The organism is Desulfovibrio legallii (genome assembly GCF_004309735.1).
Classification (GTDB): Bacteria; Desulfobacterota; Desulfovibrionia; order Desulfovibrionales; family Desulfovibrionaceae; genus Desulfovibrio; species Desulfovibrio legallii.
In genome coordinates, this window is record NZ_SIXC01000012.1 from 63996 (window position 1) to 89139 (window position 25144).

Below are 25144 nucleotides of genomic sequence, written 5' to 3' on the forward strand. Positions count from 1 at the left end.
TGGAAAGCGTCGGAGGATGCGGTCAGATGAAGACCGGATTTGTGAGCACCGGCTTGAGCGAAACCACCTCTTCGCCGACCGGGTCGAGGTTGCCTTCCTCCCTGATCAGCATGGCACAGCGCACCGCGTCGATGATGTGGTCGTTACCCTTGGAATAGATGATCTTGCCGTCCCGCAGTGTGTAGGTGTGGGTGGTGAACTGGTCTTCCACCTCCAGGTCGTCCGAGGGGAAAATGAGCTGCTTGCGCTGCAGGGCTCCGTTGATGAGGCTGGTCATCAGCTCCTTGGTCCGCTTCTTGATTTCCTTGCCGTCCCGCACCGCCAGCCGGGTCATGCCGCCGAAGTCGTATCCCTTGAGCCTGCCTTCCAGCTCCAGCCCTTTGTACTTGTCCAGGGTGAGCAATTCCTGAACCACAGCCAGACCGTTTCCGCCGTTGTCCACGCCGATGCCCGCCGGGGTGTAGTAACGCTCCAGCAGCGCGATGATCTGGGCGATGTGCGGATAGGAAACGTGTTCGAGATGGACGCGCAGGATCATCTTCAACAGCGTCCGCTCGCCGATCTCCGTCTCCTGGAATACGACGATCTCGGTGGGGTCGTTGGTGTAGCCCAGGTCGCCGCCAACCCAGAACTGCCCGCTGCGGGGCGTGAGGTTGAGCAGCATCTCCAGCCGGTCGTGGGCCGCTTCCTCGGTGTCGCAATCGCGCAGCTCGGAATCGGTGATGACGATCTTCTGGTACTCCAGCAGATCCTGCCGACAGAGGTTGAACTGTTCGACATTGAAGGCCCCATAGGAGGGCTTGCCGTGTTCACCGGCCACCTCGTGCTGCCAGCCGGAGCTGTCGCGACCGCCGTAGAACTCCATCAGTTCAGACTCACGATCCTCGGTCCACAGAGGGTTGAGCCAGGACGGCCAGCGGAACACATGGAACTGATCCGACGAGGTGAGCCGGTAATAGGTGGTGTCGCGCAGGCCGTTGGGAGTGGAGTAGATGCGTAGCGTCCCCCCGGCCTTGAGGCATTGGCGCAGCGCCTTCCAGGCCCGTTCGGTCAGCCAGGCTCCTTCATCGACCCAGACGCGGCCCACGTGCAGGGACCGGAAGGCGTCGCCATAAGCCCCGGCCGGGCGGAAATAGAGCACCGAACCGTTGGTGAACTCCAGCCGGAAGTAGGGTTTGCGGTGGATCTTGGGCTTGCCGTACTTGGTCAGGGCGATGCTGTTCATCAGATCCGGGTTGGTGTCGAGCTGGAACTCGATCTCCTCGATGATGGTGTCGAGATGCCCCTGGTGCGGAGCCGCGATGAGGCCCTGGCCGCCTCGCGTGGTGAAGGCGTAATGGAGCGCGTCGGTCGAGAGCACGATGGACTTGCCTACGTCCCGGCCGTCGAGGTGGATGATGTTCTTGGCCGGGCAGCGCAGGTCCTCCACCTGATGCGGCCAATAGTCGCGGCCTGAGCCATCCCGGTTGTAGAGGTAGGCTTGCCCCCACAACACGGGATCGCTCAGGGTCGCCGCGAGTTTGCGCTCCTTGTCGGTTACCGCCATCAGTGCATTCCCGTCCTCAAGGCGCTGCCGAGGATGGTGCCCACCAGTTCCGTCAGGATCTGCTGCACGGCCAGGGTGTTCTTCCGGTCGTGGACAGCCTCCTGAATGTCGATGATGGCCTGGTCCAACTCCGCCCAAGCCAGGTACTGCTGCTGGGCCGCTTCCAGACGGCCGAGGGCGTTCTCGATCCGTCCCGCCGCCAGCTCGGTGCCGATTTCAACCAGGGCCTCACCGGCCTGGCGAACGGCATCGCTGTTCTCCTGAAGAATCTCTTTCATTGGCCTGCCTCCTGGTTCGCGCCGTTGGCCCACTGGTCAAGGGCGTCCACGGCGGTCTGCAGGCGCAGACCGACTCCGGTCAGGCGCTCGGCGTCCGGGTGGCCGACCTCGCGCAGCGCCTTGTTGGCCTCGGTCACGTACTCGGGCGTGTGGCGGTTGACGATGGCCACCGCCGATTGGATCTGGGCCGGTGGCCGGTAGGTGGCGCAGCCGGTCATGATTCCGGCCAGGGCCAGCGGGATGGTCCATCCGATGGTCTTCTTCAACATGTTGATCTCCTTTGGGTTATGGGTTTTGGGCACATGCAGAAAGATCTCTGCAAACACTTGATTTCCAACGAAATAGAAGCGTCATTGGATGTGACGCGGGATGGTCCCGCATCCACGAAAACGGAACCGGAGGCAGGCCATGACCTACGACAGAAACCGCCAGCAGGCACTCAAGGCGTACCGAGAAAAGCAGGAGAACATCGCCCGCCTGATAGAGGGCATTCGCGGCAAGCTCGAAGCGGACGCGAAGCAGCCGGACATCACCTGGGCGAGCGTCGGCTCCCTCGGCCACGTCGAGGAACTGCTGCGGGAGCTGGACGAGTTCCTGTCCTGAACACACCGGGCCACCAACAAAGGAGACATCGACATGACCGAATGCACCGTGCATCAAGCCGCCGAGGCTTTCATCGGCTACCTGCGGGAATCCGGAAAGAAAGAGCGGACCCTCTACACCTACCGAAAGGACCTCGACGTGGTTGAGTCCTTCTTCGGCGCGGATCGCCAGCTCGCAGAGATCCGGCTTCCCCAGGTCGGCAAGTTCTACAAGTCCGACCTGCTGCTCAAACTCCCCGACGGCAAGGAGCGAGCCGAACGCACCGTCGCCAAGACCGTCCGGGTGTTCCGCATGATGATGGTCTGGGCCAGGGAGTCGGGGCGCATCGAGGAGCTGCCGCTGCCCAAGAGCACGCCCATGGGCCACAGCCGAGTGAAGGAGTCCAGCGATGAGCAACCGAACGGCTGACCTCGACCTGACGGGCGCGATAGAGGCGTTCTGTGCCCGCCTGTCGGCCGAAGGACGCTCCCCGGCGACCATAGCCGCATACCGCCGGGACCTCGCCCTGGTGGCCCGCGTGGCCGGGGAGCTGGCCCCGGGCATCGCCTGCCGGGCGGTCACGGCCGGGCTCCTCGACCAGGTGTTCTCCGCCGAGGCTGTCACCGAGAGTAAGCGCGGCCCACGCTCGGCGGCCTCGCTCCATCGGATGAAGGCGGCGGTGCGGGCCTTTTTCGCCTGGGCCTCCGAGGCTGGCGTGGTCGATGACAATCCGGCCCGGTCCATCCGCATGCATCGGCTGCCGAGAAAGCTGCCGGTGTTCCTGACCACCGCCGAAAAGAAACGACTGCTCAAGGAACTCAAGGGACGGACCGACTTCTCCGCGCTGCGCGACCGCGCCATGATCGAGGTGCTGCTGGGCACCGGGATCAGGCTTGGCGAGCTGGCCGCGCTCGACATGGAAGACATCGACCTCGACGCCAAGCATCTGCGGGTGCGGGCCAAGGGGAATGTGCCGCAGGTCAAGTTCATCAAGACCGACCTCCGCACATTGCTGCGCCGTTACCTGGCCGAGCGCCGTCGACACGGCCGCCCGGAAATGGAAGCCTTGTTCCTGTCGAACCGGGACGGCAGGCTCTGCCAGCGGCAGATTGCCAACCGGCTCGCTCACTGGCTGCGGAAAGCCGGGATCGAAAAGGAACTGACGCCGCACGGGCTGCGGCATACCTTCGCCACCCACCTCTACGGCGCGACCAACGACCTACTCGTGGTGCAGCGGGCCTTGGGGCATCGGGACGTGTCCACCACCCAGATCTACACCCACCTCGTGGACGGCCAGCTCGAGGAAGCCCTCGAACGCCTCTGATCCTTCCGGACCCGACGATGGGAGCGGCCTCGGCTGCTCCTGTTTTCGTTGGGGAAGACAGTATCGAAGACAGTGAATGACAGAGCCCGCAGAAGAACACATCCGCCGATGATGAATGATCATGACGATGGTTCTCGGCCTCCCGGGCGGCGCGGGAAATATCGATTGACCGGAATTTCTCCTTTTCTGTCTGTCGGCCGCACATCGCTATAACTGCTTGGCTTGTGCGCTCCGGGCGCGGAACACACATGGCAATATCTGCTTGGCTTATGTGGGGGCCGCTGCCGAAGGAATGGCTGTTTGCGGGGCCTGGCCGGTTCTGCCTGGGGCTCGACATGCCCATATTTACTTGGGTTGTGTGAGAGAGCCCCGGCGTGAACATGCCAATATCTGCTTGGCTTATGCGGCTCGGCTTATGCGCACACATGCCAAGCGGATATCGAGAGCTGCAGGAAGAAATAGAGGAGTGGAAATGATGATCGGCGGCCGAAGAATGCCGATTCCGAAAGTGCAAGGAACACGTCTTATCCGCAATTCCTGGTGAAGCTGTCTGCCGCAAGTCGCCGTGTGCCGGGGTCATCGGAAAAGCCCTCCATGGTGTTATCCGCAATTCTTTCCGCGTTTCTTGCGGCCGGAGGTTTTCGTGGCTGGGGCGTTGGCGGCCTCGGCCACCTTCTCGAGCAGCGCGGCCGCCCATTCCGCCGGAGAGGTCTGAGGGCCTTTCGGCTCCTCACCCTCGCGGGCGATCTTGGTGGTCTTGAGATCCTTCATGTGGCAGCGGATCATCCGGTCGAGTTTTTCGGCGGCGTCCGTGTTCCCTTCGATCTGGGCGCGGACCAGCTTCACCGAGTAGACGCCCACCAGCTCCACCTGCAGGAAGTCGCTGGACTTGTTGAACTCGAAGTCCTGGTTGAGGCGGTCGATGATGGCGTCAAACATGATCTTCTCTTCCGGCGTCAGGCAGCGGTCGGCAAAGATGCCGTGACGCAGCCGGTTCTGATTGCCCTCGGGCGCACCAGGCCCGCGCCGGGGCGGTTCGGTCTTGCCCTCGTTGCGGTGCCAGCGGTCCAGCGTCTCTTTGTCCGGTTTGTTCAGTGCCACGTGGAAATCCTGCCGAATATTGTTTTCCCAAGCCGGGATGCGGGGCGGGAGGCCGATTTAGCCTCCAAACGCGCTCCCGCCGGTTCAGGGGTTACTTACCGGAAACGGCGGCCAACTGTCGGTCCCGGTCCTGTTTTCGTTCGGCGGCGATGATCTGGTTGACACGGCGGGTGGTCACTCCGGCGAGGTTGGAGATCTCCTGGCTGCTGATCCCCTGCAGATGAAGGGCAAGCACCAGGTCGCGGCGCTCCTGGTAAAACCGGCTCGGTGCCGGGACCCAGAGAATTCCGGTGTAGTGCTTCTGGATCTGCTCGAAGAGTTCCTCGGGCAGGACATCCTTGGCGTTGGCGTAGCGTTTCTTTTTCTTCACGGCTCAATCCTCCACTTTCTTCATCCACGGCTGCGGCACGTCCGGGTTGTAGAACCGCAGCGTGCTGGGACGCCCGGACTTCGGCCCGTGGATAATTTCGATAGAACGCTCGGTGACCTCGCCAATCTCCTGATCGCCATCGACGAAGCAGACCAGACCGTAGTCCTCGCCGCAGGGAAACCGGAACCGGCCCTGGTTCTGATAGAGGCGTACCTCGGACCAGCCCTTGGCCATGGCCTCCTCACGGATGGTGTCGACCTTGGCGACAGCCTGGGAAGTCACCGGCTGCTTACATTTCCAAGCTTGGTTCCCGGGATAAATCCAGTCCTTTCTGGGAACTTCGACGGGTTTCTCCTGTGGCTCGGGACGAAGCGCGGGTGGCCGGTAGTTCTTCGGAGAAAAGGAGTGCAGGATCTCCTGCAGGCTATCCTTGCCGAACTCCCGGATGGCCAGCTCCTGCAGGGCGTTGAACCTCTGCCGTAGCGTGTTCCAGGCATCGTCGGGGAGCTTTCCGGCCTTGTGCGCGGCTTGGGCCGTGAGCATGCGGGAACGTAGCCAGGCAAAGTATTCAGGCGACAGACGGCGACACAGCGTGCCGTTGACCTCCCGGTCTTCAGGCCAGTCACTGGCGTCCTCGATCTCGTGGACGTCGAGCCCGGTGGAGACATAGATGGCGGGCTGCGGTGGTTGCGGTGGTAATGATGGGGTTTCACATCCTGCCGAGGCGTCCTGTCCTCCAGCGGTGTGCTTGATCATGGTTTTCAGAAGGCTCATGGCTTCAGGCTCCAGAAATACGGGTTAATCGCTTTTCCCGTTACTTACCGGAGCCCATGGCCAGGTGACGGCGGACCGATGCTTTCGCTTGTAATCGTTTTTTTAGCGAGCAGCCGTTTTGTAACTGTTTTTTGAGGTCTCTAAACGTTTTTCGAGAAACCGGCAGAATCTGCGGTGGATACGTGCGGTGGCTGCGGTGGTCGTGCGGTGGAAGGTTTTCTCGTCCCACCGCAGGGGGTGGTTCTTTGTTTGTTATTTGTTTTTAGATAGTTATGAAGAAAGAGAAGATAGAGTGCGGTGGTTGCGGTGGTATTTGGGGAATGTCTCTCACGCTGGTCCGGAATTTCCCTGGTGGGGGACGCTGGGTCGGTGAATCGAAAAAATAATCCAGCCCATAGGGGGTGAGACCTCTGGATTTGCCACCGCATCCACCGCAAAGGCCATGAACGCCTTGTTTGGCAAGGGTTTGGCGTGCGGTGGTCATCCACCGCGAGAGACAGCGGTGATCACCGCACCACCGCAAAAGAAAAGGACGCCCGAGAGCGTCCTGGATGATTTTCCAAGCCACCACGGTGGCGACTCGGAGCGTTTCAGATTGACAGTTGACCTGTTTTCGGACTATATTTGGTCATGCAAAGGAGGATGGATATGAAGCTATCGAGCCAAATCAAACCGATCAGTTACCTGAAAGCCCATGCCGCAGAAATCGTGCGCAATATGTCAGGGCAAGGTGAACCCCTGGTCATCACTCAGAATGGCGAAGCCAAGGTCGTGATGCAGGACATCGAAAGCTATGAGCAAACCCAGGAGACCATGGCCCTTCTGAAGATCCTCGCGCTCGGCTCGCGTCAGATCGAGGAAGGCAAAGTCCAGCCCGCCGGTGATGTCATCCAGCGGCTTCGCGACCGGAGCAAGAGTCGCTGATGACCTTCCAGATATTTCTGACCGACGATGCGTCACGGGATTTGGAGGAGTTGTACGACTACATTGCATCCCACGACGCGCCGGGAAAAGCGGATTACGTTCTCGATCAAATAGAGAAGGCCTTTTCGAGCCTCTCCGAGAACCCGGAGCGAGGAGCCTATCCAAAAGAACTGCTGGCCATCGGGCTTCGCGAGTACCGTGAGATTTTTTTCAAACCCTACCGCATCATCTATCGAGTCATGGCCGAAAATGTTTATGTCATGGTGATTGCCGACGGCCGCCGCGATATGCAGACCTTGCTGCAACGTCGTCTATTACAGGCATAACTCTCCAGTTCTCCTTCATTTCCCCCTGTTCGCGCTGATCCAATACTCGAAGTTCTTGGTGTGGGCGTTGCGCTGCCGGACGATGTCAAACCCGGCGTCCCGTATGACGTCCAGGTCGTTGCTGATGCGCCGACCGAGCTGGGCGGGTTTCTTGTATTCGAACTCGAGGTTGAATTCCCTGCCAACCCTGCGTAGCGCCGCGAGCAGCCGTCCCGCCGATACCGGTTCCATGGTGTTCTCGTTCTCGAACCTCACCTGGTAGCGTTCGATGAACCCCACTACGTGGTTTGCCCGGTCGTCCTCGCCGTAGCGGGCCTTCTCGTCCAGCTCCACCGCGTTTCGGTAGGCATGGAAGAGCGATGCCAGCGCCGTTGCGATGGGGTTCGACTCCCGCGCCATCTCCTGGCTGGTGTCGTTGATGGAATGGATCTGCTCGATGAACAGCGGGCTCAGCTCCTCGAGTCCGGTGGTCACCTCGTGTTCCTCGGACCCGGCCAGCATCATCAGATACATCAGGCTCAGATAGTCGTTGCACCGGCGCTTGCCATGAGTCGGCATGGTTCGGTGCAGCAGGCGCATGACCTGTTTCTGGGCTCCGTCCCGGATCATCGCCAGCACATGGCTGGTCCGCTTCATGATGGCCGAGATGATCAGATCCCGGTTCTGCTGTATGGCGGAGATGACCTCCGATTCCAGGAAGCAGTCGCTGGCCTGGTTGGCCAGGTCAAAGTTGATGACAAACGACCTCGACAGGATCTCCGAAAGCTCCCCGCACAGCGGCTCGATGCCGGTGGTGTTCAGCAGGCACTTGGTCCGCTCTGTGATGGTCTCGCTGTCGGTGCCGCTCTTGCGTTTTTCCTTGGCGATGCCGGTGATGCTGGTCAGCATGAAGGTGGTCAGATCCTCGGTCATCTGCTTGACCTCGATATTGTCGAGGACGATGAGCGGGTTCTGCGAGCCATCGGTGTAGTTCGCCGCGTCGGTGGCCTTCTTGTGCTGGGGCTCACCGTAGAGCAACGTCGACGTGATCTTGCTGGCGGTGGTCTTGCCCGATCCGGCCGAGCCCTCGAAGCGGGTCATGGGCCGCGTTCCGGCGAAGTCGATCAGCAGGAAACAGGAGAGCCAGGAAAGGATGAGAAAGCGATCCCCCTGCGGACAGGTCATGTTGCCCACCAGCAGATCGACCAGGAGCCGGTCCGCCTCTTCGAGGTCGGCGTCGGGCAGGAATTTCAGCGGCTTCATCTTTCGTGAGCCGTCCAGGATGATGCCATCCTCGTTGCCGCCGTTCTTCATGATCTGAATCTCGTCCGGGGTGATCTTGGCAATTTCGTGCTCCGGATTGTTCAGATTGAAATAGACGGTGTAGGAAGCCACATCGGTGTGCAGCCAGGAAAAATGGTCGCGCACCTGGCCACGGATCATGGCCAGGCTGGGCAGTACCTCGAAAAATGTCCGTCCGCCGTTGGATGTCGGCACCATGCCCGTGTGCTTGTAGAGCATGGCCGCGTAATGGCGCTTGCGGCCCCGGTCCGGTGAATCCATCCAATAGATGGCGTTGTCGAAATACATGAACGGCTCGCCCTGCAGGGTATGAAAGAACTGGGCACCGTTGGCGGTGAACCAGTCGTAGGCGGCCTCGGCGGCCAGGGTGTAATCAGGTGCTCCGTTCTCCAGCTCCGTGTCGATCAGCACCTCGTCGACCCGGGCGCGGCACGATCCGGGCATCGCGCCGGACATCCGCTTGGCCTTTTTCTTTTCGTTACGGAACTCGACCTTGCGGTCCTTCTGGATGGCGCGGATCTGCTCTTTCAGGGTTGCCATGGAGACGCCACCGCCGATGCGCTCCTGCACCAGCTTCAGCAGGCGGGCCTGTTCCAGCGGCGATTGCTCGGAAATCTCCCCCAGGATCGGCTCGAGCAGGCGGTTGCGCTCCTCTTCTTCAGCGCCCTCGGGCAGCGAGCGCACGCCGAACTCGATGGGCGTGCTGGCTTCGGCGAGCAGGCGTTCGAAATCCTCCCGGGTATGCCCAGCGGCAATGTAATCGTTGACGTCGATCTTGGCGGTGGCGAGAAGCGCCTCGGCTGACTGGATTTCCTCGGCGGGACGTCCCGCCAGCAGCTTGGCCAGCTCCTTCGGCCCCACGCTCGCCGTCAGGCCAAAGCGTTCGGTTAGCTCCTGCCGGGCCGAGAGCTGTGTCTCCGACAAGGGCAGCGTCACCAGGCGGGTGTCGATTTTGTGTTCGGCCAGGGTGCGGGCGGTTTGCAGCGCCCCTTTGAGACCGGCCTGGGAGAGTTCGTTGTCCTGGCAGATGTAGACGGTTCCGACGCCGCGCAACTTGGGGATCAGGCGCTCCCAATCTGCGGCCCGGATGCGGACGGTGACCGGCGATACGGTGGGCAGGCCCAGTTGCATCAGCGCCAGGCAATCGGTCACCCCCTCGGTGATGATCACCTTGCCGGGCCTGGCCAGCAGGCAGTCCTCGTTGAACAGCAACGCGTTGTTGATGAAATCGGCGACGTAGGGTCGCTGGTGCTCGTCGTGAACCGGCAGCTTCTTGTATTTCCCTTGCTCCCAGTTATTGTCCGGGGTCCACGGCGTTTTACGGCCGATCATGAACACCACCCGGCCACGGCTCCAGTACGGAAAGACAATGCGGCGCTCGAAAAATGGCGTCAGCCCGTCCTGGCTGGTGGGCCGGAACGCGCCGGTGGCGGCGAGCTCTCGCTTGGAGAAGCCGTCTTCACCCCCGGTCAGTTGGGCGACCGCGCCGGAGGCGTTGTCCGCGTAGCCGATCAGGAGATCGTCGATGGTTTCATTGCTCAGGGCGTATTTGGATTTCAGCCAGTCGAGGATCTCTGGCGACTCCTTCAGCCTGGCGTGGTAAAGCCTGGCCAGCGCGGTTAGCGCGTCCTTGACCCGCAGCTCGAAGGCGCGGTCGGCCTCTGTCTGGGCCAGACGCTCCTGGCTGAGGCCATAGCGCGACAACGGCGGTAAGCCCGCCTTCTTGGCGAGATAGTCCCGGGCCTGGCGGTGGCTGTCCGGCATCGGACCGGATTGCCCGGCGGTGACCGAGCCCGTCTGAATGAACTCCACGAGCTGCAGCACGTCGCCGCCGACCCCGCAGCCGAAACAGTACCAGCCCTGTTTGTCGAGCATCACATGCAACGACAGGCGCGACTGGCTCTGATGGTTGGGGCAGTCGCACATCAAGCGCTGGCCGGTCTCCTGGGTGATCCGTCCTGGCAGGAGTTCCCGGGCCACCTCACCGATGTCCATCTCGGTGACGAGCCGGTAATACTCCCTGACGTTATCCGTTCCGCCCATACTCATTCGGCCTCCGCGACACGGGCGAAATCGGCATCCGCGTGCTGGGCGGCGTCCAGAAACAGGGGCAGGAAGGTCCGGCGGTCATCCACCTGGCATCGCTTGGCGCAATTCTGGATGCCCCAGTGATCACCCAGGACTATGGCGGTGCGCCGGGCGCGGGTCACTCCTGTATAGAGCAGATTGCGGTGGTGCATGAAGGAATGCGCCTTGTGGACCACCACGACGGCACAGGGGAACTCGGAACCCTGGGTTTTGTGGATGGTGAGCGCATAGGCGAGCTGCAGATCCTGCAGGTCGGGCGAACCCTTTTCCAGTTCCACCGACATGCCGTCGAAGTCGATGACCAGAGTGCCGTTCGCGAGGACATCGACCACATAGCCGATGGCACCGTTCATCACGTTCAAGTCGTAGTTGTTCCGGGTCTGGATCACCTTGTCGTGCTTGAGAAACGGAGCGCGGCGGCCCATGGCGACCGGCGGCACTTCGGTGTTCCAGAGCTTGCGCTGGATGAGCCGCTGCAGTTCCTCGTTCAATTCCTTGGTGCCGAGCGGACCTTTGTGGGTCGGCGTCAGCACCTGCACGTCCTTGATGATGTCGAACCCCAGGGCGTCGAGCCGCTCCTGAAACAGCTCCAGCAGGAACGAGCGTGCAGCCATTGGATCGGTGAACTGATCTACCAGGTACCAATCCCGGCATCCGCCGACCGACGCTTCGCTGGTCTTGCGCACCTCGCCCCTGAGAACGGCGGTGCAGTTCTCCTTGAGGACGCCAGCCTGACGCACGACCTTGTCGAGGATGACCGTGGGGATGGCGCGTGTCTGGATCAGATCGCGCAGGATGTTCCCTGGTCCCACCGGCGGAAGCTGGTTGTGGTCCCCGACCAGCAGCACCGTGGTCCGCGACAGATCGACCGCCTCGAACAGGTGCCAAGCCAGCGGCACATCGACCATCGAAAACTCGTCGACCACCAGGACATCGGCATCGATGGGGTTCTCCTTGCTGCGCGAGAAACCCTTGCCGTCATAGCCGAGCAGGCGGTGGATAGTGGTGCCGCTACGGCCGCTGACTTCCTCCAGGCGTTTGGCGGCCTTGCCGGTCGGCGCGGCGAGCACGACTTCCAGATCGCTCTCCTCGCAGATGGTGTTGATGACCGAAATGGTGTAGCTCTTGCCCGAACCGGCTCCACCCGAAATCAGGCTGATGCTGTGTTGGAGGGCCGAGTGTACCGCTTCAAGCTGTTTCTCGTTCAGCGTCGCCGCGCAGCGCCGAATCAGGGCGTCGAGTTTTTTGACGGACTGGAAATGAGGATTGGGTGTTTCGGCCTGGCCGAACAGCGAGGCCAACTCCCGCTCCATGCGGACGATCTCCGGCAGAGCGACCACGAAACGTCCGCCGTGGGAATCGCAGGAAAGCGCCTGTTCTTCGATGAGCCCGTCGAGGGCGCTCTCGATGCGGACCCGGCTGTCCAGGGCATCCATGACCAGCAGCAGATTGGCCTGGTCCACCAGATCCTCGTATTCGATCCAGCAGTGACCATTGTCCAGGGCTTCACGGACGCAGAAATTCAACCCAGCGCGGATACGAGGGGTGTGGTCCTTGGGGGTGCCAAGCTTGCGGGCGATCTTGTCGACCTTCTTGAAGCCGAATCCCCGGATCTCCAGAATGAGGATATACGGGTCTTCCTTCAGAATATCGAGGCAGTTGCCGCCGAGTCTTTCGACCAGGGTGGTGACCTGATGATGGGTCAGGCCGAATGCCGACAGCCAGGCCATGACGGTGTTGACGCTACGGTTCTTCAACCATTCGTCACGCAACCGCCGGGCCGCGTCCAGGGGCAGTCGAGCCTTGAGCGCAATGCGCTCGGGGTCGTTCAGAAGGGTTTCTTCAAAGGCGTCGCCGAAGCTTTCGACGATCAATCTGGCCTTGGCCGGTCCAATGCCCTTGATCTCCGGATGGTTGGCCAGATAGTGGATCAGCCCCTCCGGATCGAGTTCGAGGTCGTGCTCCATCCCATCGACCTTGAACTGACGACCGTATTTGGGATGGGTGGACCACGACCCGAGCAGGACCACAGGCTGATTTTCCCGGGCGAACAAATTGCCCGCGAACTGGACTTCCTCACCGGTCGGGGTGAGCAGTCGGCCTGCGGAGAACTTGGGTCCGGCATAGTAAACGCGCTCTATTCTTCCCCGGAGTCGCGCCGGGTTACTCTCATTTCTTTTTGGCATCTCGCGATCCTCCGGTGAAAACGTGTCAGGTACTCCTCGACAAAACGGCAGGCGGCCTGCCGGTCCGAGCAGAAGTAGACGGGGACACCGAAGTCGACGACGATGGAGGCGACCGTTCCGATCAGCGCATGCGGGTGGGCATCGCTGCGGTAGCGGCCATCGACCAGATCGCGAAAGTTGCACTCGACAACCACGCAGGCGGATTCGTAGGCGGAGAGCTTTTCCAGCTCACGGTGGAACCGCTTTCTCCCCCGGATGACGGTGGAGACGAAATCCGTCAGGGATTTGCGCTCCACCGCCACCCGTTCCTCGAGGCCGACCAGCGAGTAATCACCGGCGGGCAGCGCCTTGCGAACCGCCGAAACCTTGTCTGTATCGAAGCTGTAGGGCTCCTGTTCGCGGGTGTCGACGACAACGGTGATCCGGTCCATCATCAGAACGGCATCATGTCGTCCATCGCAGCGCCGGGAGCCCCGGCATCGTCGGCCATGACAATGCGACGGTTGAAGTAGATGTTCTCGTTTTCACCGCGAGTGCGTTTGGTCACCTCCAGCTTGATGTTGAGAAGCTGCTCGAGGTGGCCCGGCAGGTCGGAGAGCTTCTGGAGCTGCAGCCCGCAGGTGTAGAGGTCCTGCTTGAGCCACTTGATGTTCTCGTTGCTGGCCATGACGTTGTTGCGCCAGAGCAGACGCCCCTTGTGGGTCGGCGCGAGAATGCGCAGGGTCCACTTGAGCATGGGATTGCCCGAGGTCTGGGCGCGGGTCAGGTCGACCCGGTCGACATTGACCTGGTATTTGCCGTCGGGGACGGCCTCGAACTCGCGTTCCTCGACTTCGGCGGTTTCGAAGGCGTCGTCGAACTGCGCCAGGTCGAGGTTGCTGTTGGATTGGTTTTCATAGTTTTCCATGGTCGGATCTCCTTACTGTTGGGGTTTCGCCGCCGCACTCGCGGTCGGCTCCGGCTTCGGCCGGGCGGCACTCGCCGCAGCTCCGGCTGCCGTGTTGTTGAACGCTTTCATGAAGCTCGGAAAATCGAGGGGGATGACTTCGGGGAGTCGGCCGGTGCGGTCACCGGCGTCGTAGTTGGGACTGGGCTTGGTGCGCATCACGCGCTGCCAGACCGGCTTGCCGTCCTCGCCGGTTTTCATGTCCAGGTCGCAGAACAGGATCAGGTCCACCAGGCCGGTGACCAGTTTCCGCGCCTTCTCCGGCAGCGTCGGCACGATGCGGGTGTGCTTGCCGGTCCGGGTCTCGATGTCCCGCTCCTGGGAGTGGGAGATCAGGATCAGCCCATAGGGCAGGAAGGCGAGCTTATTGATGACGCGCTGGAACTCGTTGTTGATCAGCGCGTAGCCCTTGCCGTAGCCCAGGTCGGACTCGTGTTCGATCTTGAATTTCTTGCAGACGTAGTCCGAGCACATCTTGTAGGCGTTATCCACCGTGTCGACGACGATGGTCTTGAACTCGTGCTTGCCCTCGGCGATTTCGGCGCAGGCCTGCAGGAGGTCGTCCCAGCAGGTGATCGGGGTCTGGAACACCTCCAGGGCGTTCAGGCCCGGCTCGGTCGCCAGGAACAGTGCGTCATCGGCCTTGGAGCACCAGGTGCTCTTGCCGATCTTGCTCGGGCCGTACACTAGGGCGGTGAGGTCCGAGAGCGTGTGTTTAGGTTTGCTTTTGGTCTTGGGAAGCATGGCTTCGTCTCCTTATGGTTGGGATTTAAAACACCGGAGCGGCGTCTTCACCGGCTCCGTCCCGCAGCTCTTCGTGCGGGGCGATCCGTTGGAAATGGTTTTCGATGACGTTGGGGTTGCCGCCCGAGCGGCAGAGCTGGAAGTAGGCGCAGGGCCTTCCGTACTGGAAGCAGTAGCTGGTGTTTCGATAGAAGGTGTCGCGCCGACGGGCGTCGAGCATGGCCTTGGAGAGTTCCCACAGCTCCGCCCGCAGTTCCTCGAACTGGTCGCGGGAGATGTAGAGCACCTCGCGATGGAACATGCCCGGCTCGAGGTACTTCTCCTGAAGCCGCTGCTGGAAGGTGTCGTCGTCCTCGGGCAACTTGCGCTTGGCGCTGCTCTTGCCGGTTTTCGACTTGGCGATCAGCTCCGCCCGGCGGGCCTCGAATTCGGCCTCGGTCTCACCCTTGCCCTGGCGCAGCTTGGCCTTGACCAGGACGTTGTAGATGATGCCGTTGACCGTGATGCCGAGGGTCTGCTCCAGGTACCAGGCGTAGAGGATGATCTGGAAATCGGTCCACAGCCGCTCCAGGTAGCTGGCGTCGATCTGCGAGGCGGTCTTGTGTTCCAGCAGGAAATACTGGCCATCCTGACGGACGATGCCGTCCACCTTTCCGGCGAGAATGAAACTGCGCGAGGTCGCGCCGGTCGCCGGGTTGACGATGGGACCTTCGAAGGTCTTTTCGAGCGCGACGACCTCGAACTCTTCGGCCGGGTAGTGTTCCGCATAGGCGCTCATCATGGCTCGGGCGAGATGCCAGTCGGCCTGTTGATGATCGTCCTGCGCCCGGTTCGGATAGGTCCGGTCGATGTGGTCGAGGACCTTGGCCAGATCCCGCTCGCCGTGCCAGCACTCCAGGCAATCGTGAATGACCGCGCCGAAGGCCAGATTGGGATCGCGCTCGAGCGGCACCAGCTCATCGATGTAGCGCCACTTGCAGGCCATGCGGCAGTTGCGGAACAGCCGCCACATGGAATAGGTGGTGGTCATCAGCTCGCTCATACCGCCACCCCCGCTGTAGCGGCGGCAGGCGCTGCGCGATGCTTGGAGGCACAGGCGCAACCCGACGGCTGGGATCGTTCGATCAGGACCGAGCGTTCGCCGTATTCCTTGGTGGCGAAGCCGGTGAAGATGCGGGCGAGGTCGCTGCCGACATCGGTGGAGGCGTCGATCACGCAAGTGCGTCGGGCCTTGTCCAGATTGAACCGGCTCTCCATCCGCACACGGGAACGGCCATGCAGGCTTTCGACGGCCAGCATCGCCAGCATGAAAGTGTCTTCCAGTTCCTGGGCCGGGACCGACTCGTCAAAACGGTACTTGTAGGTGTCGTGAGTCATGGTTGAACTCCTCTTTTGTTCAGGTTCTGATTTCCGAGGCCCCGGATAGCCGCACCATGCGGCACGGTGCTTACTTACCGGAGCCGGGGCTGATGCGTCGGAGATCACAGGTAGTCGGTCAGGCCAGCCTCGCTGAAAGCCTCCCGCAGCTTGCTCAGCCGGTCGTAGAGGGTGGTTCTGGGGATGCCCATCTCCCGGGCGATTTCGGCCATGGTGCTGTCGTGCAGGCGCACGCACAGATCCCGGAGCTCTTCCGGCAGCGAGGTGATGGCCCGGTCGAGATCCATGCGGATCTCATGGGCGAGACGCTCCCTTGTCTCGCGGGTGCCGCTTCCCAGAGAGCCTTCGCTGTCCAGGAAGTCGATCCGCTCGGTGGTGTCGCCTTCACCGTTGTCGAGGGGTTCGTTGAGTGAGGTTTGGCAGAGCCGCCAGTCCCGGCATTGGGCGAACCGGGCCTCCAGAATGGTGGAGATGTGACGTTCGACGATCCGGGCCATGAAGGTGGTCTTCTTGGCCTTGGCGGGATTGAAATGCCGCATCCGCTGCAGCAGATCGATCATCAGTTCCTGTTCGAGGTCGGGTCTGTCGTCCTCGGTGAATCCGGCTTTGCCTACGAGCTGACGTGCTTTGTGCCGAATGAGGTCGGCGGCATACTTGTCGATGCCGTCGTAAGAATTCTGTGAAACCATCGGGGCCTCCTCGGAGCGAGGAGGAGGTCCGCGTGGGTGTCGGCACGGGCCAGATCACAGGACAAAGCTGTCGCGTGGGCGAAGGGGTCGCAGGTACGCCGCCAATTGCCGTATTCGGCTCGGCGACACCCACAACAGCCTCCGCCATGCGTCCAGCTTGTTGTCCAGTGTCTAAGGGTTCAGGTCGTTACGTGTTCAGGCTGCCCGTTCCTCGATGCGCATCAGGAACGGGAGACCGTGCTTGATCTCGAGCAGGCAGACTTTTCCGCTGCCCATCTGCGCGAGGTGCTCCAGCAGCGCCACGACCTCTTGCTTGAGGATGAAGTCATCCTGGTCGCGCTCGGGCCGGGGACCACTCTGTCCGCCCAGCTTGATCTCGCGCTCGATGACCGTGTCAGGGGTGAGTTCCGGCTCGCCGTCGCGGACCGGAATGTTGGTGATGCGGCCGAAGTTGATGTCCTGCATCAGCTCGATGAGTCGCCGCTTCGGTGGGGTGAGATGTGCTTTACTTGTCTGGTTCATGCCGAACCTCCTTCATTTGTGGACCGACCGGGAGACAGGTCCGGCATGAATTTCCCGGGTGGCGGTCGTGAACTCTTTGTGTTCACCAGACCTGTCACCCTGCTTTGGCGAATTTTCGTTGCGACCCCGAAAAACGCCTTGGTTCAAGGAGGAGGTAAGCCCGTAAGGCTCTGATTGGGGGTGGGTTTACAGAGGAAAACTTTTTTAACTTTTTTTGCCCGACCCCGGTGAAATTTCACCGGGCGGGCCTCCAAGACGCAAAAAGCCCCGATCCAGAATCCTGAATCGGGGCTTTAGATTTGTCGGGCTATAAAGGGGGTCAGTAGACCTCGGCACCTTCCGGGAGGATGCGGAACTTACACCGGTAAGTCTTTGTGTCCTTGACCCATTCGATGGGATCGTCATCGAGCCGGAAGAATTCGCGCAGGTGCTTCGACAGCTCCTGCTTCTGTTTCTTCAGCTTGTCCGAGGCGTATCGGCTGTGCCAGTCGATCTCGCCACGGGAGTTGGCAAACCCCTCAAGCAATTTCCATTGCTCGGTAGGATTGCCATTCTTCCTGCTCGCCATTCCCATTTGCGTATAGGTGTATCGGCCGCTCTGATCTCCCGCCCATATTGTGACGGTATGACCATCGCGGAACTGAATCTTGATTTGCGACCATGTGGTCCCCGGCGGTGTCGGGAAAAACACCGTGCCGCCAGAATCCGGCTCAGGCACCTGGCCGATAAGGGGCGCGAATATCTCAGATCTGCCCCGACGGGTCAGGAATCGTGGAGCATCACCCAGGTACAGATCTTCGTTCAGCGCAATGAAAAGGCTGTCTTTCTGCGCCAGCAGTGTTTCAACTGCAGGACTCAGATGAAGGCGCGTGGGCGCGATTAAGACAAAAGGCTTGATGGTTGAAAGGCATAATGATCGCACGACCTCGATCAGCGCATCCTTGCTGTCCTGCATCGTCAGTACAACCGGGAAGTCCATCCCCGCCGTGGGTATGAAATCGCCCAATCTCCATGTGTGGGGCAGGCCATCGAATTTCGACTCTCGGTGTTCTATTCCCAAGGCCGCGCAGATAGCGCCATTGATGGTTGACTGCTTGAGCCGGTAGATCAGCGTCTGCCTTGGAGAGAGCTGAATGGCCGGGCCTTCTTTTTCATTGCAGATGGCCCGGATGTTGGTCTTCGCATGGGTAACCACACTCCGTGGGCAACCGAGGCCACATTCCGTCGGGCAATCCACTGCGGTCGCATGATCCTTGGTCAGTTGAAGGAAGTGATCCCGAAACAACGGATACCGATCCCAGCCGGATAGCGCCTTATCCCAATCGAACAGCGCCGCCGACTTCCCAGGCAATCTCTCCAGATATGCCCAGACGGGATCACTCATCCGAAACGCCCCCGGCTCCGACGATGAATCCCCTGAGTCCAAGCCAACGCTCGATAACCTCGGCATCACCATCACGTTTGAATTGCGCCCGGTTGCCTGAACTCAAGATCACAGATCTTGGAGTCTTGGACCCCTCGAACTTAATCTGGAAGCTTGCTTTGATGATTTTCCCTCCACCTGGGAGTGAAGCGCCTCGATCACGAAGGGATGCAAAAATGTCCTCAGACCTGCGAATTTCGACGTCTTTATGAGCGCCGCCCCAAAAGACCTGAACCTCCTTGAGCCTGACATACTCGATGCCATCGACGTCGTCACATAGGAGCGCGTCCTCACCAATTTGCCGCAAAGGTTCCAGGTCAAATCGGCTGCGTTCGTTGAAGAACTCTTCGTCTCCGAACAGGTGAAATCCAAATTTCTTGCGGTAGAGCTCCTTCTCACCCTTGGTTTCGGCGTTCATACGGATCTCCCCGATGACGGGGTTGTATGCAAGCACGTCGAATTTTTCAGGACGAAAATACTGGCTGGTGGACTCACCGGCCTCAATGACCGCCTCACGGGCATAGGGCTTGCCATGGCGCACGAGGAACCATGTGTGACCCTCTTTGGGATAGACGAACACCTTGGAATACTTGCCCCGACGTTTCTTGGAAAACCACTCGTCGAGATCGGACTCAAGGGCCGCGAGGGTTTCCTCCGATGGCAGCACGAAATCCGGCAGTGGGTTTTTCTTGGTCTTGAAATACTCGAAGGACCTGACGTTCATGAAGAACTGCTCGGCGTGTACCTTCTCGATGATTTCCCGGTCAGCCATCCAGACCTGGATCGCCAAGTCTGCCGGTGCGGCGTTCTCCCCGATTTCCACGTCGATGTCCGTTCCGGCGATCTCATCCTGAATGGAATCAAAACCCTCGGGGGTCGAAACTTCATTCACATAAAACAGCGCCTCGGCCAGATCATCCGGAGTGGTACTGTCCGGCGTCAGCAAAAGGTGGCTGAGGGCGTTGTAGTCCAGGCCATCTTCCTGCTGGACTGGTGGCAACTCTACGCCGCGAGCTGAAAAATAGGCGGCATGAGGCTCCAGAAAGGCAATGAGATGCTTCCTGTCGATTCGCCGGAGCATCTCCGGCTTCGAAAAGCGGCGTAGGTTGAAAGTTGCCATCAAATACTCCTGTCGTTTTGTCGTTATTCGTCCATGTCTGTCTCGGTTAATTCCGTTTCCATCCAACGACCTTGCCTAAAACTCGAAGGTCATCCTCCGGCCTGATCCGGATCTTTCTTACCTCCGGGTTCTCGGGCACCAATTCGATGAGCTCGTCTTTGATTTTCAGCCGCTTGACGGTCGCCTCATTGTTGAGCAGCGCGACAACGATGTCTCCGTCCTCGGCGATGGGCTGCTGCCGCACGATGATCAAATCACCATCGTTGATACCAGCACCGACCATACTGTTACCCATCGCACGGAGTGCGAAGTGCTTTCCGGAACGAACCACGGCTGACTCGACCAGCACCTGGCCGGTGATGTTCTCTTCGGCCAGGATGGGGCTGCCAGCGGGCACCACGCCCACAATCGGTACAGCTACCAGGGCGGCGGCCATCTCGCTGGGACGGCGGGCGACGGCAATGCCCCGCGACTTCCCGTCCTCCCGCTTCAGGTATCCCTTGCGCACCAGTTGATTGATCCGGTCGTGGGCACTCGCCGGGCTGATTTCAAAGATCTCGCTCAGTTCCTTCACCGTTGGAGGGAAGCCCTTGGCATCGACAAAACGACATATCGCTTCGAGCGTTTTCCGCTGCAACGGCGTTATCTCATCCGTCTTCGCTTTGCCCATGGCGTCTCCATTTCTGTTGAAAGACAAAAAGGCGCAATGCGCCGCCAAACCCTAATAATATAAACCTGATGCATATCAGGTCAAGAAATAATCTCATACCTGATTTCCGACACTTCCACGAGCCCCTCGGTAGGTAAGGCCTGAAGAATGCCGGTTTGAAACCGGACGAGCAGTTAGAAACCAGATAACCGACCAGAGGCGGAGCTGAGGCGGTTGTGGGTGCCATCGAACGCGCATCCCGACCGCCACCGTTTTCTGGCATCCACACCATCCAGCCCCCCGGTCCCACCGGAGGTGTTCGATGTTGGATGTACAGGAAATGAATGATGTGCCGGGGACGGAAGGTCTCGGCGAAAACGGCAAACCCGGTCGCCTGTCGGGTGAGGCGAGGCTCCAGTCAGCCGCTTCCATTCTGGCCACTGCGATCCTGCGCCGAAAGGCCAAAAAAGCATGTGTAGGCAGTGGGTTAGAGATTTTCGAAGATTCTTCCCCTGTGCTCGGAGAAGGACTTGATTCATTGCCGGAACAGAGCATTCATTCATGACAACTCGTCCGGAAACCAAAATAAGGAGTTGAAAATGAATGAGTTACAGAACGCAGCCACAGGCGGCAAGAATCAGGACCGAACACGAAACTCGGTCCTTCGGCAGATGGCCCTGCTGCAATCCATGTCCCTTGAGCAGCTCCGGGAAAAATGGCTCGACCTCTACGGAGAAGAGCCGCCCCAGTACAAAAAGCAATTCCTCATCAAGCGGCTGGCCTATCGCATCCAGGAGCTTTTCTACGGCGGGCTGTCCGAGCAGGCCAAGGTCCATCTCCAGCAGGCAGCCAAGGAGGACCCGGTTGCCACTGTCAATCGACGCATCCCAGAAGAGCGGAAATCGAACGAGGCGATCCTGCCTGGAACCAGGCTGGTGCGGGTCTGGAACGACCGGCGTTATGAGGTGATCGTCATTGCCGATGGCTACGAGTTCGAAGGTCGCACCTTCCGGTCGCTCAGCGCGGTGGCCAGGGAGATCACCGGGACGCGCTGGAATGGCAAGGTCTTTTTCGGATTGAAGAAGGTTTACGGCAGAAAAGCCGAGGGAGGTTCGGATGCTTGATAACAGCAATGTCGCGCCGGGCAAAAACAAGACTCTGCGCTGTGCCATCTACACCCGCAAGAGCCACGAGGAAGGGCTCGAACAGGAATTCAACTCGTTGGATGCGCAACGAGAATCGGCGGAACACTATATCGAAGCCCAGAGGATGCGTGGCTGGACGGCTCTGCCGGATCGCTACGACGATGGTGGATTCTCGGGCGGGAACATGGAGCGCCCGGGGCTGCGCCGACTGCTGGCGGACATCGACGCCGGGAAGATCGATGTGATCGTCGTCTACAAGGTCGACCGACTGTCCCGCTCGCTGCTGGACTTCATGAAGATGATCGATCTCTTCAATGAAAAGGGCGTCAGCTTCGTCTCGGTCACCCAGCACTTCAGCACCACCGATCCCACCGGCCGGATGTTTCTCGGCATCCTGATCACCTTCGCCCAGTACGAGCGGGAGGTCATCGCCGAACGCATCCGGGACAAGGTGGCGGCAGCCAAGCGCCGGGGGAAATACTGCGGCGGCGTACCCATCCTCGGATACGACGTCGACAGGGACAACAAGAAGCTGCTGGTCAACCCCGATGAAGCCAGGACGGTGCAGTACATCTTCCGCCGGTTCATCCAGATCGGCTCGGCCAAGAAGCTGGGCCAGGAGCTGAACGAACAGGGTTACCGCACCAAGGCCTGGACCACCAAGAAAGGCAGAGTGCGCGAGGGCTCCGAATGGAACACCGCCCACATCTACCGGCTGCTGAACAACCGGATCTATGTCGGCGAGATCGCCCACAAGGAACGCAGCTACCCCGGTGAGCACGAAGGGATCATCGACCGGGCGACCTGGGACAAGGTTCAGGCCATCCTGGAGGACAACAAACCGGTCAAGGTGTCCATGGCCAGAACCAAAATGGTCGCCCCGCTGAAAGGCGTCATCCGCTGCGGCCACTGCGGATGCGCGATGGGACCGACCTACGCCCGCAAGAACGGCCGCCACTACACCTATTACATCTGCCAGAAAGACAGCAAGCGGACCGTGAGCCGGTGCCCGCTCAAACGGATTCCCGCCGGGGACATCGAGCAGGCGGTAATCGAGCAGTTGAGCGCCGTGTTCCGCACACCGACGCTGGTGGCCAAGACTTACTTCGCGGCCCGGGACATCGAGCAGGCAGAGCGGGAGCGGTTGTTCAAGCAGAAAGCCCAGCTCGAGATGGAGCTGTCGCAGGCGCGGGAGCAGGCACTCGAATTGATGAAACCTGGCAACGATCAGCCGGGCAAAACCGAGATGCTGACGACGGTTAACCGCCAGGCGGTCGAGCTCTCGAAACAACTGACCCATGTGAGCGAGCGCTGCAGAGCCTACCAGGGGAACAGCATTACGGAACAGGATGTGTCGGAGGCCTTCCAGAATGTCGAGGGCTTCTGGGAAGACCTTTTTCCGGTGGAGCGGAATCGGCTCATCCGCCTCCTGGTAGACAAGGTCGAGATCCGCGAGACCGGAATCGACATGGAACTGCGTACCAACGGGCTGACAACGCTCATCGCCGAGCTGGCTGGTCTGGCATGCGAAGTCACCGAACGGAGGGCAAGCCGATGAAAATGAAGCCGACCATTACCGTTGCCGACAACGGCAACCTGCAGATCCACATCCCGATGTTGATCCGGCGCATGCGTGGCCGCAAGACGGTCATCGCTCCCCAGGCCCTGGATGGAGAAATCACCGGAGCGCAGGAACCGGTGCAGTCCGCCATCCTCCAGGCGCTGGGAAGGGCCTTTTCCTGGGCCGACATCCTCGAATCCGGACAGATCAAGTCCATCAGCGAGCTTGCCCGTACACTCGACGTCGATGGCTCGTATGTGGCCCGCATTCTCAAGCTGACGACCCTGGCCCCTGACATCGTCGAAGCCCTGATCAACGGCGAGGAACCCAACGGGCTCTCGCTGGCGAAGCTGACCCAGACCTTTCCCGAGGACTGGACCGAGCAGCGCCGCCGTTTCGGCTTCGCCACCGACTGACGACCGGACCGGAGACCACCCCAGAGAGCCGACCATCAGCGTCGGCTTTTCTACTTTGGGTGGCAGGAAATCGGAATTGACCACGCTTCTTTTCATGGGCAAAGCGGGTGATTTCGAAAAAAACGTCCGGTTGCGGCATCGAACGATGACCTAAGACAACCGCCAAAAATGGCAATCAGCCACAAACCCATATCAATCAAGGATGTAGCTTTCCGGACGCGCTTCGGACTTCGTCCGGAGAAAACAGAGAATCAGGGGCCAAACAGAGAAAGAAAGGCTGGAGGATGGGGAGAATCGATGGTGCGGAGAGGTGCTTTGGAAAGATGTGAAACGGGCGCAAACCCTTTAGAAACAAGGGGAAAAAGAAAACCCGTCACCCCGGAGAATGACCCCAGAGAGACGGGTTTGTCTTTTCCAAATGGTGGAGGCGGGGGGAGTCGAACCCCCGTCCGCGAACATTCCACACGAAGCATCTACAGGCTTAGGTCGAGTATGGCTTTCACCGTCCTGATGGCCCCCGACCAGGCGCAGGACGGCAATCCCGCCGGTAACCTCCTCGCAGAAGACCCCGGTGGGCACCGGTCTCTGCCAGCCTGATAAATGTCGCCGCACGGGGTTATCAGGCGTGGCCCCGCGCGACGTGACCGCCTAGGCGGTCTTTGCCTCGCTGTTATTAGGCAGCGTAAGCGTAGTCGTAATCGTTGTTGGCAATTACTTTTGTTGCCGCTTTTTACGAGGCCAGCGGCGCCTCGGCCTGCCGCTCCGGTTTCTACGTCCCCGTCGAAGCCAGTGCGCCCCCCAATGGGTTCTTTTGGAAGATAAGCCTCTCGCCGCTATTTGGCAAGGGCTCTTGGGGGCATTGGGTGGCGTAAGCCCGTGAAAGGCTCAACGCAGATAAAAATGTGAAAGCGATCCTTTAAGGCACATTTGATAGCGCCCCAACAGGGCGGCATTATCCGCCAGGGCGGTCACATTCTCTTCCGCAGCGGCACAGGCCTGCGCAGTCACTTCCATACCGTGGGCCAGCACGGCCAGGCGGGCCATTTCGTGAAAATGCACGCTCAAATCCTGATGTTCCGCAAACAGCGCGTAAAGCCCGGCAGCCTCGTCCTCTTCGCCTTCAACCAGCACGGCGTTACCCCCGGCTACAGAAAGGCGCAACCGCCCCTCCGGGGCAAGGCCGCGCGCCTGCATCAAGAGCGTCAGCCGGGCTAAAAAATCTTCCTGCAGGGCATCGAGGCGGGCTTCCAGGGCAGGCAGTACCAGCGGATAGATGCGGGAAAGGCTGTCCAGAGCACGCCGGGCCGCCGGGTCCAGGGGGGGCGGCGCAGCAAAGGCGTCTCCGTCCTCCGGGGATGCCGCAGCAGGGTGGCGCAGATGGAGCATATTCCGAACTTGGTTTTGACTGCTGGTAGTCACAAACGCCCCCTTGACAGTTTATTGCCGCACAATTCTCACTGGCCTGCCCCAGTTGCCGCGCGCCCGCATCTATGGGGAAAGCGGGCGGCGAAAAATGCCGCCTCAAGCCATTGGCGCAGAATAAAGCAAGATGGGTGCCAGAATCTGAAAACTCTTGCGCGGAGCGGATTTTCTAGAGAAAGTCAAAAATATGGCAACAAAGGTACTCTAGGTGTAGTGTTTCAATAGGTTGTTCACCCTCCCCAAATCGGTAAAGCTGGAGTTAACAGACAACAGCAAACCGAGAGGGGGAAAGGGTGAACAGCCATAAGAATGCCAAACTGACGGTTCGTAGTCGAGAAGAAATGGTGCGC

General features: G+C 60.3%; 28 protein-coding genes and 1 other RNA gene. 9 read left to right on the forward strand and 20 right to left on the reverse strand.

The genetic code is table 11. From position 1 onward, the window contains the following. Positions 1-22: 22 nt before the first annotated feature. Genes EB812_RS09680 through EB812_RS09690 form a run of 3 tightly spaced genes read right to left on the reverse strand, consistent with a single transcriptional unit; the run spans position 23 to position 2093 of the window. A complete protein-coding gene (locus EB812_RS09680) occupies positions 23-1546 on the reverse strand; it encodes a terminase large subunit domain-containing protein (RefSeq protein ID WP_130958207.1) in 1524 nt (507 codons plus the stop codon). Further along, positions 1546-1824 carry a hypothetical protein gene (locus tag EB812_RS09685; RefSeq protein WP_011367831.1) on the reverse strand — a complete coding sequence of 93 codons (279 nt, stop codon included), beginning with the start codon at positions 1822-1824 and terminating at the stop codon, positions 1546-1548. Before EB812_RS09685 ends, EB812_RS09680 begins: the two co-directional genes overlap by 1 nt. After that, positions 1821-2093: a hypothetical protein gene (locus EB812_RS09690; protein WP_130958208.1), complete on the reverse strand. Its 273-nt coding sequence runs from the start codon at positions 2091-2093 to the stop codon at positions 1821-1823. The genes EB812_RS09685 and EB812_RS09690 overlap by 4 nt, the downstream gene beginning before the upstream one ends. A 139-nt stretch (positions 2094-2232) precedes the next feature. On the opposite strand from EB812_RS09690, the gene EB812_RS09695 reads away from it, so the two are divergent. From EB812_RS09695 to EB812_RS09705, 3 genes are read left to right on the forward strand one after another with little or no spacing between them, the layout of a single operon-like run. Then, positions 2233-2427, forward strand: coding sequence for a hypothetical protein (locus EB812_RS09695; RefSeq protein ID WP_011366959.1), 195 nt, complete (start codon positions 2233-2235; stop codon positions 2425-2427). A 33-nt stretch (positions 2428-2460) separates the two neighbouring features. After that, positions 2461-2835, forward strand: coding sequence for a hypothetical protein (locus EB812_RS09700; RefSeq protein ID WP_011700588.1), 375 nt, complete (start codon positions 2461-2463; stop codon positions 2833-2835). Further along, positions 2816-3730, forward strand: coding sequence for a tyrosine-type recombinase/integrase (locus EB812_RS09705; RefSeq protein WP_130958209.1), 915 nt, complete (start codon positions 2816-2818; stop codon positions 3728-3730). Before EB812_RS09700 ends, EB812_RS09705 begins: the two co-directional genes overlap by 20 nt. A 600-nt stretch (positions 3731-4330) precedes the next feature. Here EB812_RS09705 and EB812_RS09710 read toward each other — a convergent pair. From EB812_RS09710 to EB812_RS09720, 3 genes are all read right to left on the reverse strand, one after another. Next, on the reverse strand, positions 4331-4831 hold the full coding sequence (locus EB812_RS09710; protein ID WP_130958210.1) for a hypothetical protein: 501 nt from the start codon (positions 4829-4831) through the stop codon (positions 4331-4333). A 91-nt stretch (positions 4832-4922) separates the two neighbouring features. Continuing rightward, positions 4923-5201 (reverse strand): hypothetical protein, encoded by a 279-nt coding sequence (locus tag EB812_RS09715; protein WP_130958211.1) that lies wholly within the window; start codon positions 5199-5201, stop codon positions 4923-4925. Positions 5202-5204: 3 nt separating this feature from the next. After that, positions 5205-5975, reverse strand: a complete 771-nt coding sequence (locus tag EB812_RS09720; protein WP_130958212.1) for a hypothetical protein — start codon at positions 5973-5975, stop codon at positions 5205-5207. 648 nt (positions 5976-6623) lie between these two features. Here EB812_RS09720 and EB812_RS09725 point away from each other — a divergent pair. Next, positions 6624-6899 (forward strand): type II toxin-antitoxin system Phd/YefM family antitoxin, encoded by a 276-nt coding sequence (locus EB812_RS09725; protein ID WP_020886703.1) that lies wholly within the window; start codon positions 6624-6626, stop codon positions 6897-6899. After that, complete coding sequence (locus tag EB812_RS09730; RefSeq protein WP_022661695.1) at positions 6899-7225, forward strand: type II toxin-antitoxin system RelE/ParE family toxin; 327 nt, start codon at positions 6899-6901, stop codon at positions 7223-7225. The genes EB812_RS09725 and EB812_RS09730 overlap by 1 nt, the downstream gene beginning before the upstream one ends. 15 nt (positions 7226-7240) lie before the next feature. Here EB812_RS09730 and EB812_RS09735 read toward each other — a convergent pair whose 3' ends face one another. The 12 genes from EB812_RS09735 to lexA form a co-directional block, all read right to left on the reverse strand. After that, the gene (locus tag EB812_RS09735; RefSeq protein ID WP_130958213.1) at positions 7241-10555 is read right to left on the reverse strand and encodes a CHC2 zinc finger domain-containing protein; all 3315 of its coding nucleotides are present in this window, start codon (positions 10553-10555) and stop codon (positions 7241-7243) included. After that, on the reverse strand, positions 10552-12780 hold the full coding sequence (recD2, locus tag EB812_RS09740; protein WP_130958214.1) for an SF1B family DNA helicase RecD2: 2229 nt from the start codon (positions 12778-12780) through the stop codon (positions 10552-10554). The genes EB812_RS09735 and recD2 overlap by 4 nt, the downstream gene beginning before the upstream one ends. Then, positions 12732-13214 (reverse strand): ERCC4 domain-containing protein, encoded by a 483-nt coding sequence (locus EB812_RS09745; RefSeq protein WP_011367843.1) that lies wholly within the window; start codon positions 13212-13214, stop codon positions 12732-12734. Before EB812_RS09745 ends, recD2 begins: the two co-directional genes overlap by 49 nt. Then, complete coding sequence (locus EB812_RS09750; protein WP_130958215.1) at positions 13214-13687, reverse strand: DUF669 domain-containing protein; 474 nt, start codon at positions 13685-13687, stop codon at positions 13214-13216. Before EB812_RS09750 ends, EB812_RS09745 begins: the two co-directional genes overlap by 1 nt. A gap of 12 nt (positions 13688-13699) precedes the next feature. Further along, on the reverse strand, positions 13700-14470 hold the full coding sequence (locus EB812_RS09755; protein ID WP_011700579.1) for an ATP-binding protein: 771 nt from the start codon (positions 14468-14470) through the stop codon (positions 13700-13702). A 25-nt stretch (positions 14471-14495) separates the two neighbouring features. Continuing rightward, entirely contained in the window at positions 14496-15512 is a 1017-nt protein-coding gene (locus EB812_RS09760) for a PD-(D/E)XK nuclease family protein (RefSeq protein WP_130958216.1), read from the reverse strand. Next, positions 15509-15847 (reverse strand): hypothetical protein, encoded by a 339-nt coding sequence (locus EB812_RS09765; RefSeq protein WP_029895089.1) that lies wholly within the window; start codon positions 15845-15847, stop codon positions 15509-15511. Before EB812_RS09765 ends, EB812_RS09760 begins: the two co-directional genes overlap by 4 nt. Before the next feature lie 104 nt (positions 15848-15951). Further along, positions 15952-16536, reverse strand: a complete 585-nt coding sequence (locus EB812_RS09770; RefSeq protein WP_130958217.1) for a sigma-70 family RNA polymerase sigma factor — start codon at positions 16534-16536, stop codon at positions 15952-15954. 195 nt (positions 16537-16731) lie between these two features. Next, positions 16732-17058 carry a hypothetical protein gene (locus EB812_RS09775; RefSeq protein ID WP_011367849.1) on the reverse strand — a complete coding sequence of 109 codons (327 nt, stop codon included), beginning with the start codon at positions 17056-17058 and terminating at the stop codon, positions 16732-16734. A gap of 319 nt (positions 17059-17377) precedes the next feature. Continuing rightward, positions 17378-18442, reverse strand: a complete 1065-nt coding sequence (locus EB812_RS09780) for a hypothetical protein (RefSeq protein ID WP_130958218.1) — start codon at positions 18440-18442, stop codon at positions 17378-17380. Continuing rightward, positions 18435-19601, reverse strand: a complete 1167-nt coding sequence (locus EB812_RS09785) for a hypothetical protein (protein WP_130958219.1) — start codon at positions 19599-19601, stop codon at positions 18435-18437. The genes EB812_RS09780 and EB812_RS09785 overlap by 8 nt, the downstream gene beginning before the upstream one ends. 46 nt (positions 19602-19647) lie before the next feature. Then, positions 19648-20271, reverse strand: a complete 624-nt coding sequence (gene lexA, locus EB812_RS09790; RefSeq protein ID WP_130958220.1) for a transcriptional repressor LexA — start codon at positions 20269-20271, stop codon at positions 19648-19650. Between the two features lie 301 nt (positions 20272-20572). Here lexA and EB812_RS09795 point away from each other — a divergent pair, with 301 nt between their 5' ends. From EB812_RS09795 to EB812_RS09810, 4 genes are read left to right on the forward strand one after another with little or no spacing between them, the layout of a single operon-like run. Then, a complete protein-coding gene (locus EB812_RS09795; RefSeq protein ID WP_130958221.1) occupies positions 20573-20815 on the forward strand; it encodes a hypothetical protein in 243 nt (80 codons plus the stop codon). A gap of 34 nt (positions 20816-20849) precedes the next feature. Next, positions 20850-21374 (forward strand): DUF2924 domain-containing protein, encoded by a 525-nt coding sequence (locus EB812_RS09800; RefSeq protein ID WP_130958222.1) that lies wholly within the window; start codon positions 20850-20852, stop codon positions 21372-21374. Continuing rightward, a complete protein-coding gene (locus EB812_RS09805; protein WP_130958223.1) occupies positions 21367-22953 on the forward strand; it encodes a recombinase family protein in 1587 nt (528 codons plus the stop codon). The genes EB812_RS09800 and EB812_RS09805 overlap by 8 nt, the downstream gene beginning before the upstream one ends. Next, complete coding sequence (locus EB812_RS09810) at positions 22950-23372, forward strand: hypothetical protein (RefSeq protein ID WP_130958224.1); 423 nt, start codon at positions 22950-22952, stop codon at positions 23370-23372. The genes EB812_RS09805 and EB812_RS09810 overlap by 4 nt, the downstream gene beginning before the upstream one ends. A 419-nt stretch (positions 23373-23791) precedes the next feature. Here the strand turns inward: EB812_RS09810 and ssrA are convergent. After that, positions 23792-24171, reverse strand: a transfer-messenger RNA (tmRNA) gene (gene ssrA / locus EB812_RS09815). A gap of 86 nt (positions 24172-24257) precedes the next feature. Next, positions 24258-24758, reverse strand: coding sequence for a hypothetical protein (locus EB812_RS09820; protein WP_118228863.1), 501 nt, complete (start codon positions 24756-24758; stop codon positions 24258-24260). Between the last annotated feature and the right edge of the window lie 386 nt (positions 24759-25144).

Excerpts from the sequence above, each read along its gene's own strand:
- lexA (WP_130958220.1), bottom strand. The coding sequence starts at position 20,271 with ATGGGCAAAGCGAAGACGGATGAGATAACGCCGTTGCAGCGGAAAACG.
- EB812_RS09810 (WP_130958224.1), top strand. The coding sequence starts at position 22,950 with ATGAAAATGAAGCCGACCATTACCGTTGCCGACAACGGCAACCTGCAG.
- EB812_RS09800 (WP_130958222.1), top strand. The coding sequence starts at position 20,850 with ATGAATGAGTTACAGAACGCAGCCACAGGCGGCAAGAATCAGGACCGA.
- EB812_RS09820 (WP_118228863.1), bottom strand. The coding sequence starts at position 24,758 with ATGCTCCATCTGCGCCACCCTGCTGCGGCATCCCCGGAGGACGGAGAC.
- EB812_RS09785 (WP_130958219.1), bottom strand. The coding sequence starts at position 19,601 with ATGGCAACTTTCAACCTACGCCGCTTTTCGAAGCCGGAGATGCTCCGG.
- EB812_RS09780 (WP_130958218.1), bottom strand. The coding sequence starts at position 18,442 with ATGAGTGATCCCGTCTGGGCATATCTGGAGAGATTGCCTGGGAAGTCG.
- EB812_RS09730 (WP_022661695.1), top strand. The coding sequence starts at position 6,899 with ATGACCTTCCAGATATTTCTGACCGACGATGCGTCACGGGATTTGGAG.
- EB812_RS09765 (WP_029895089.1), bottom strand. The coding sequence starts at position 15,847 with ATGACTCACGACACCTACAAGTACCGTTTTGACGAGTCGGTCCCGGCC.
- EB812_RS09725 (WP_020886703.1), top strand. The coding sequence starts at position 6,624 with ATGAAGCTATCGAGCCAAATCAAACCGATCAGTTACCTGAAAGCCCAT.
- EB812_RS09685 (WP_011367831.1), bottom strand. The coding sequence starts at position 1,824 with ATGAAAGAGATTCTTCAGGAGAACAGCGATGCCGTTCGCCAGGCCGGT.
- EB812_RS09755 (WP_011700579.1), bottom strand. The coding sequence starts at position 14,470 with ATGCTTCCCAAGACCAAAAGCAAACCTAAACACACGCTCTCGGACCTC.
- EB812_RS09745 (WP_011367843.1), bottom strand. The coding sequence starts at position 13,214 with ATGATGGACCGGATCACCGTTGTCGTCGACACCCGCGAACAGGAGCCC.
- EB812_RS09795 (WP_130958221.1), top strand. The coding sequence starts at position 20,573 with ATGTTGGATGTACAGGAAATGAATGATGTGCCGGGGACGGAAGGTCTC.
- EB812_RS09735 (WP_130958213.1), bottom strand. The coding sequence starts at position 10,555 with ATGAGTATGGGCGGAACGGATAACGTCAGGGAGTATTACCGGCTCGTC.
- EB812_RS09750 (WP_130958215.1), bottom strand. The coding sequence starts at position 13,687 with ATGGAAAACTATGAAAACCAATCCAACAGCAACCTCGACCTGGCGCAG.
- EB812_RS09805 (WP_130958223.1), top strand. The coding sequence starts at position 21,367 with ATGCTTGATAACAGCAATGTCGCGCCGGGCAAAAACAAGACTCTGCGC.
- EB812_RS09775 (WP_011367849.1), bottom strand. The coding sequence starts at position 17,058 with ATGAACCAGACAAGTAAAGCACATCTCACCCCACCGAAGCGGCGACTC.
- recD2 (WP_130958214.1), bottom strand. The coding sequence starts at position 12,780 with ATGCCAAAAAGAAATGAGAGTAACCCGGCGCGACTCCGGGGAAGAATA.
- EB812_RS09690 (WP_130958208.1), bottom strand. The coding sequence starts at position 2,093 with ATGTTGAAGAAGACCATCGGATGGACCATCCCGCTGGCCCTGGCCGGA.
- EB812_RS09705 (WP_130958209.1), top strand. The coding sequence starts at position 2,816 with ATGAGCAACCGAACGGCTGACCTCGACCTGACGGGCGCGATAGAGGCG.
- EB812_RS09680 (WP_130958207.1), bottom strand. The coding sequence starts at position 1,546 with ATGGCGGTAACCGACAAGGAGCGCAAACTCGCGGCGACCCTGAGCGAT.
- EB812_RS09695 (WP_011366959.1), top strand. The coding sequence starts at position 2,233 with ATGACCTACGACAGAAACCGCCAGCAGGCACTCAAGGCGTACCGAGAA.
- EB812_RS09770 (WP_130958217.1), bottom strand. The coding sequence starts at position 16,536 with ATGGTTTCACAGAATTCTTACGACGGCATCGACAAGTATGCCGCCGAC.
- EB812_RS09760 (WP_130958216.1), bottom strand. The coding sequence starts at position 15,512 with ATGAGCGAGCTGATGACCACCACCTATTCCATGTGGCGGCTGTTCCGC.
- EB812_RS09700 (WP_011700588.1), top strand. The coding sequence starts at position 2,461 with ATGACCGAATGCACCGTGCATCAAGCCGCCGAGGCTTTCATCGGCTAC.
- EB812_RS09720 (WP_130958212.1), bottom strand. The coding sequence starts at position 5,975 with ATGAGCCTTCTGAAAACCATGATCAAGCACACCGCTGGAGGACAGGAC.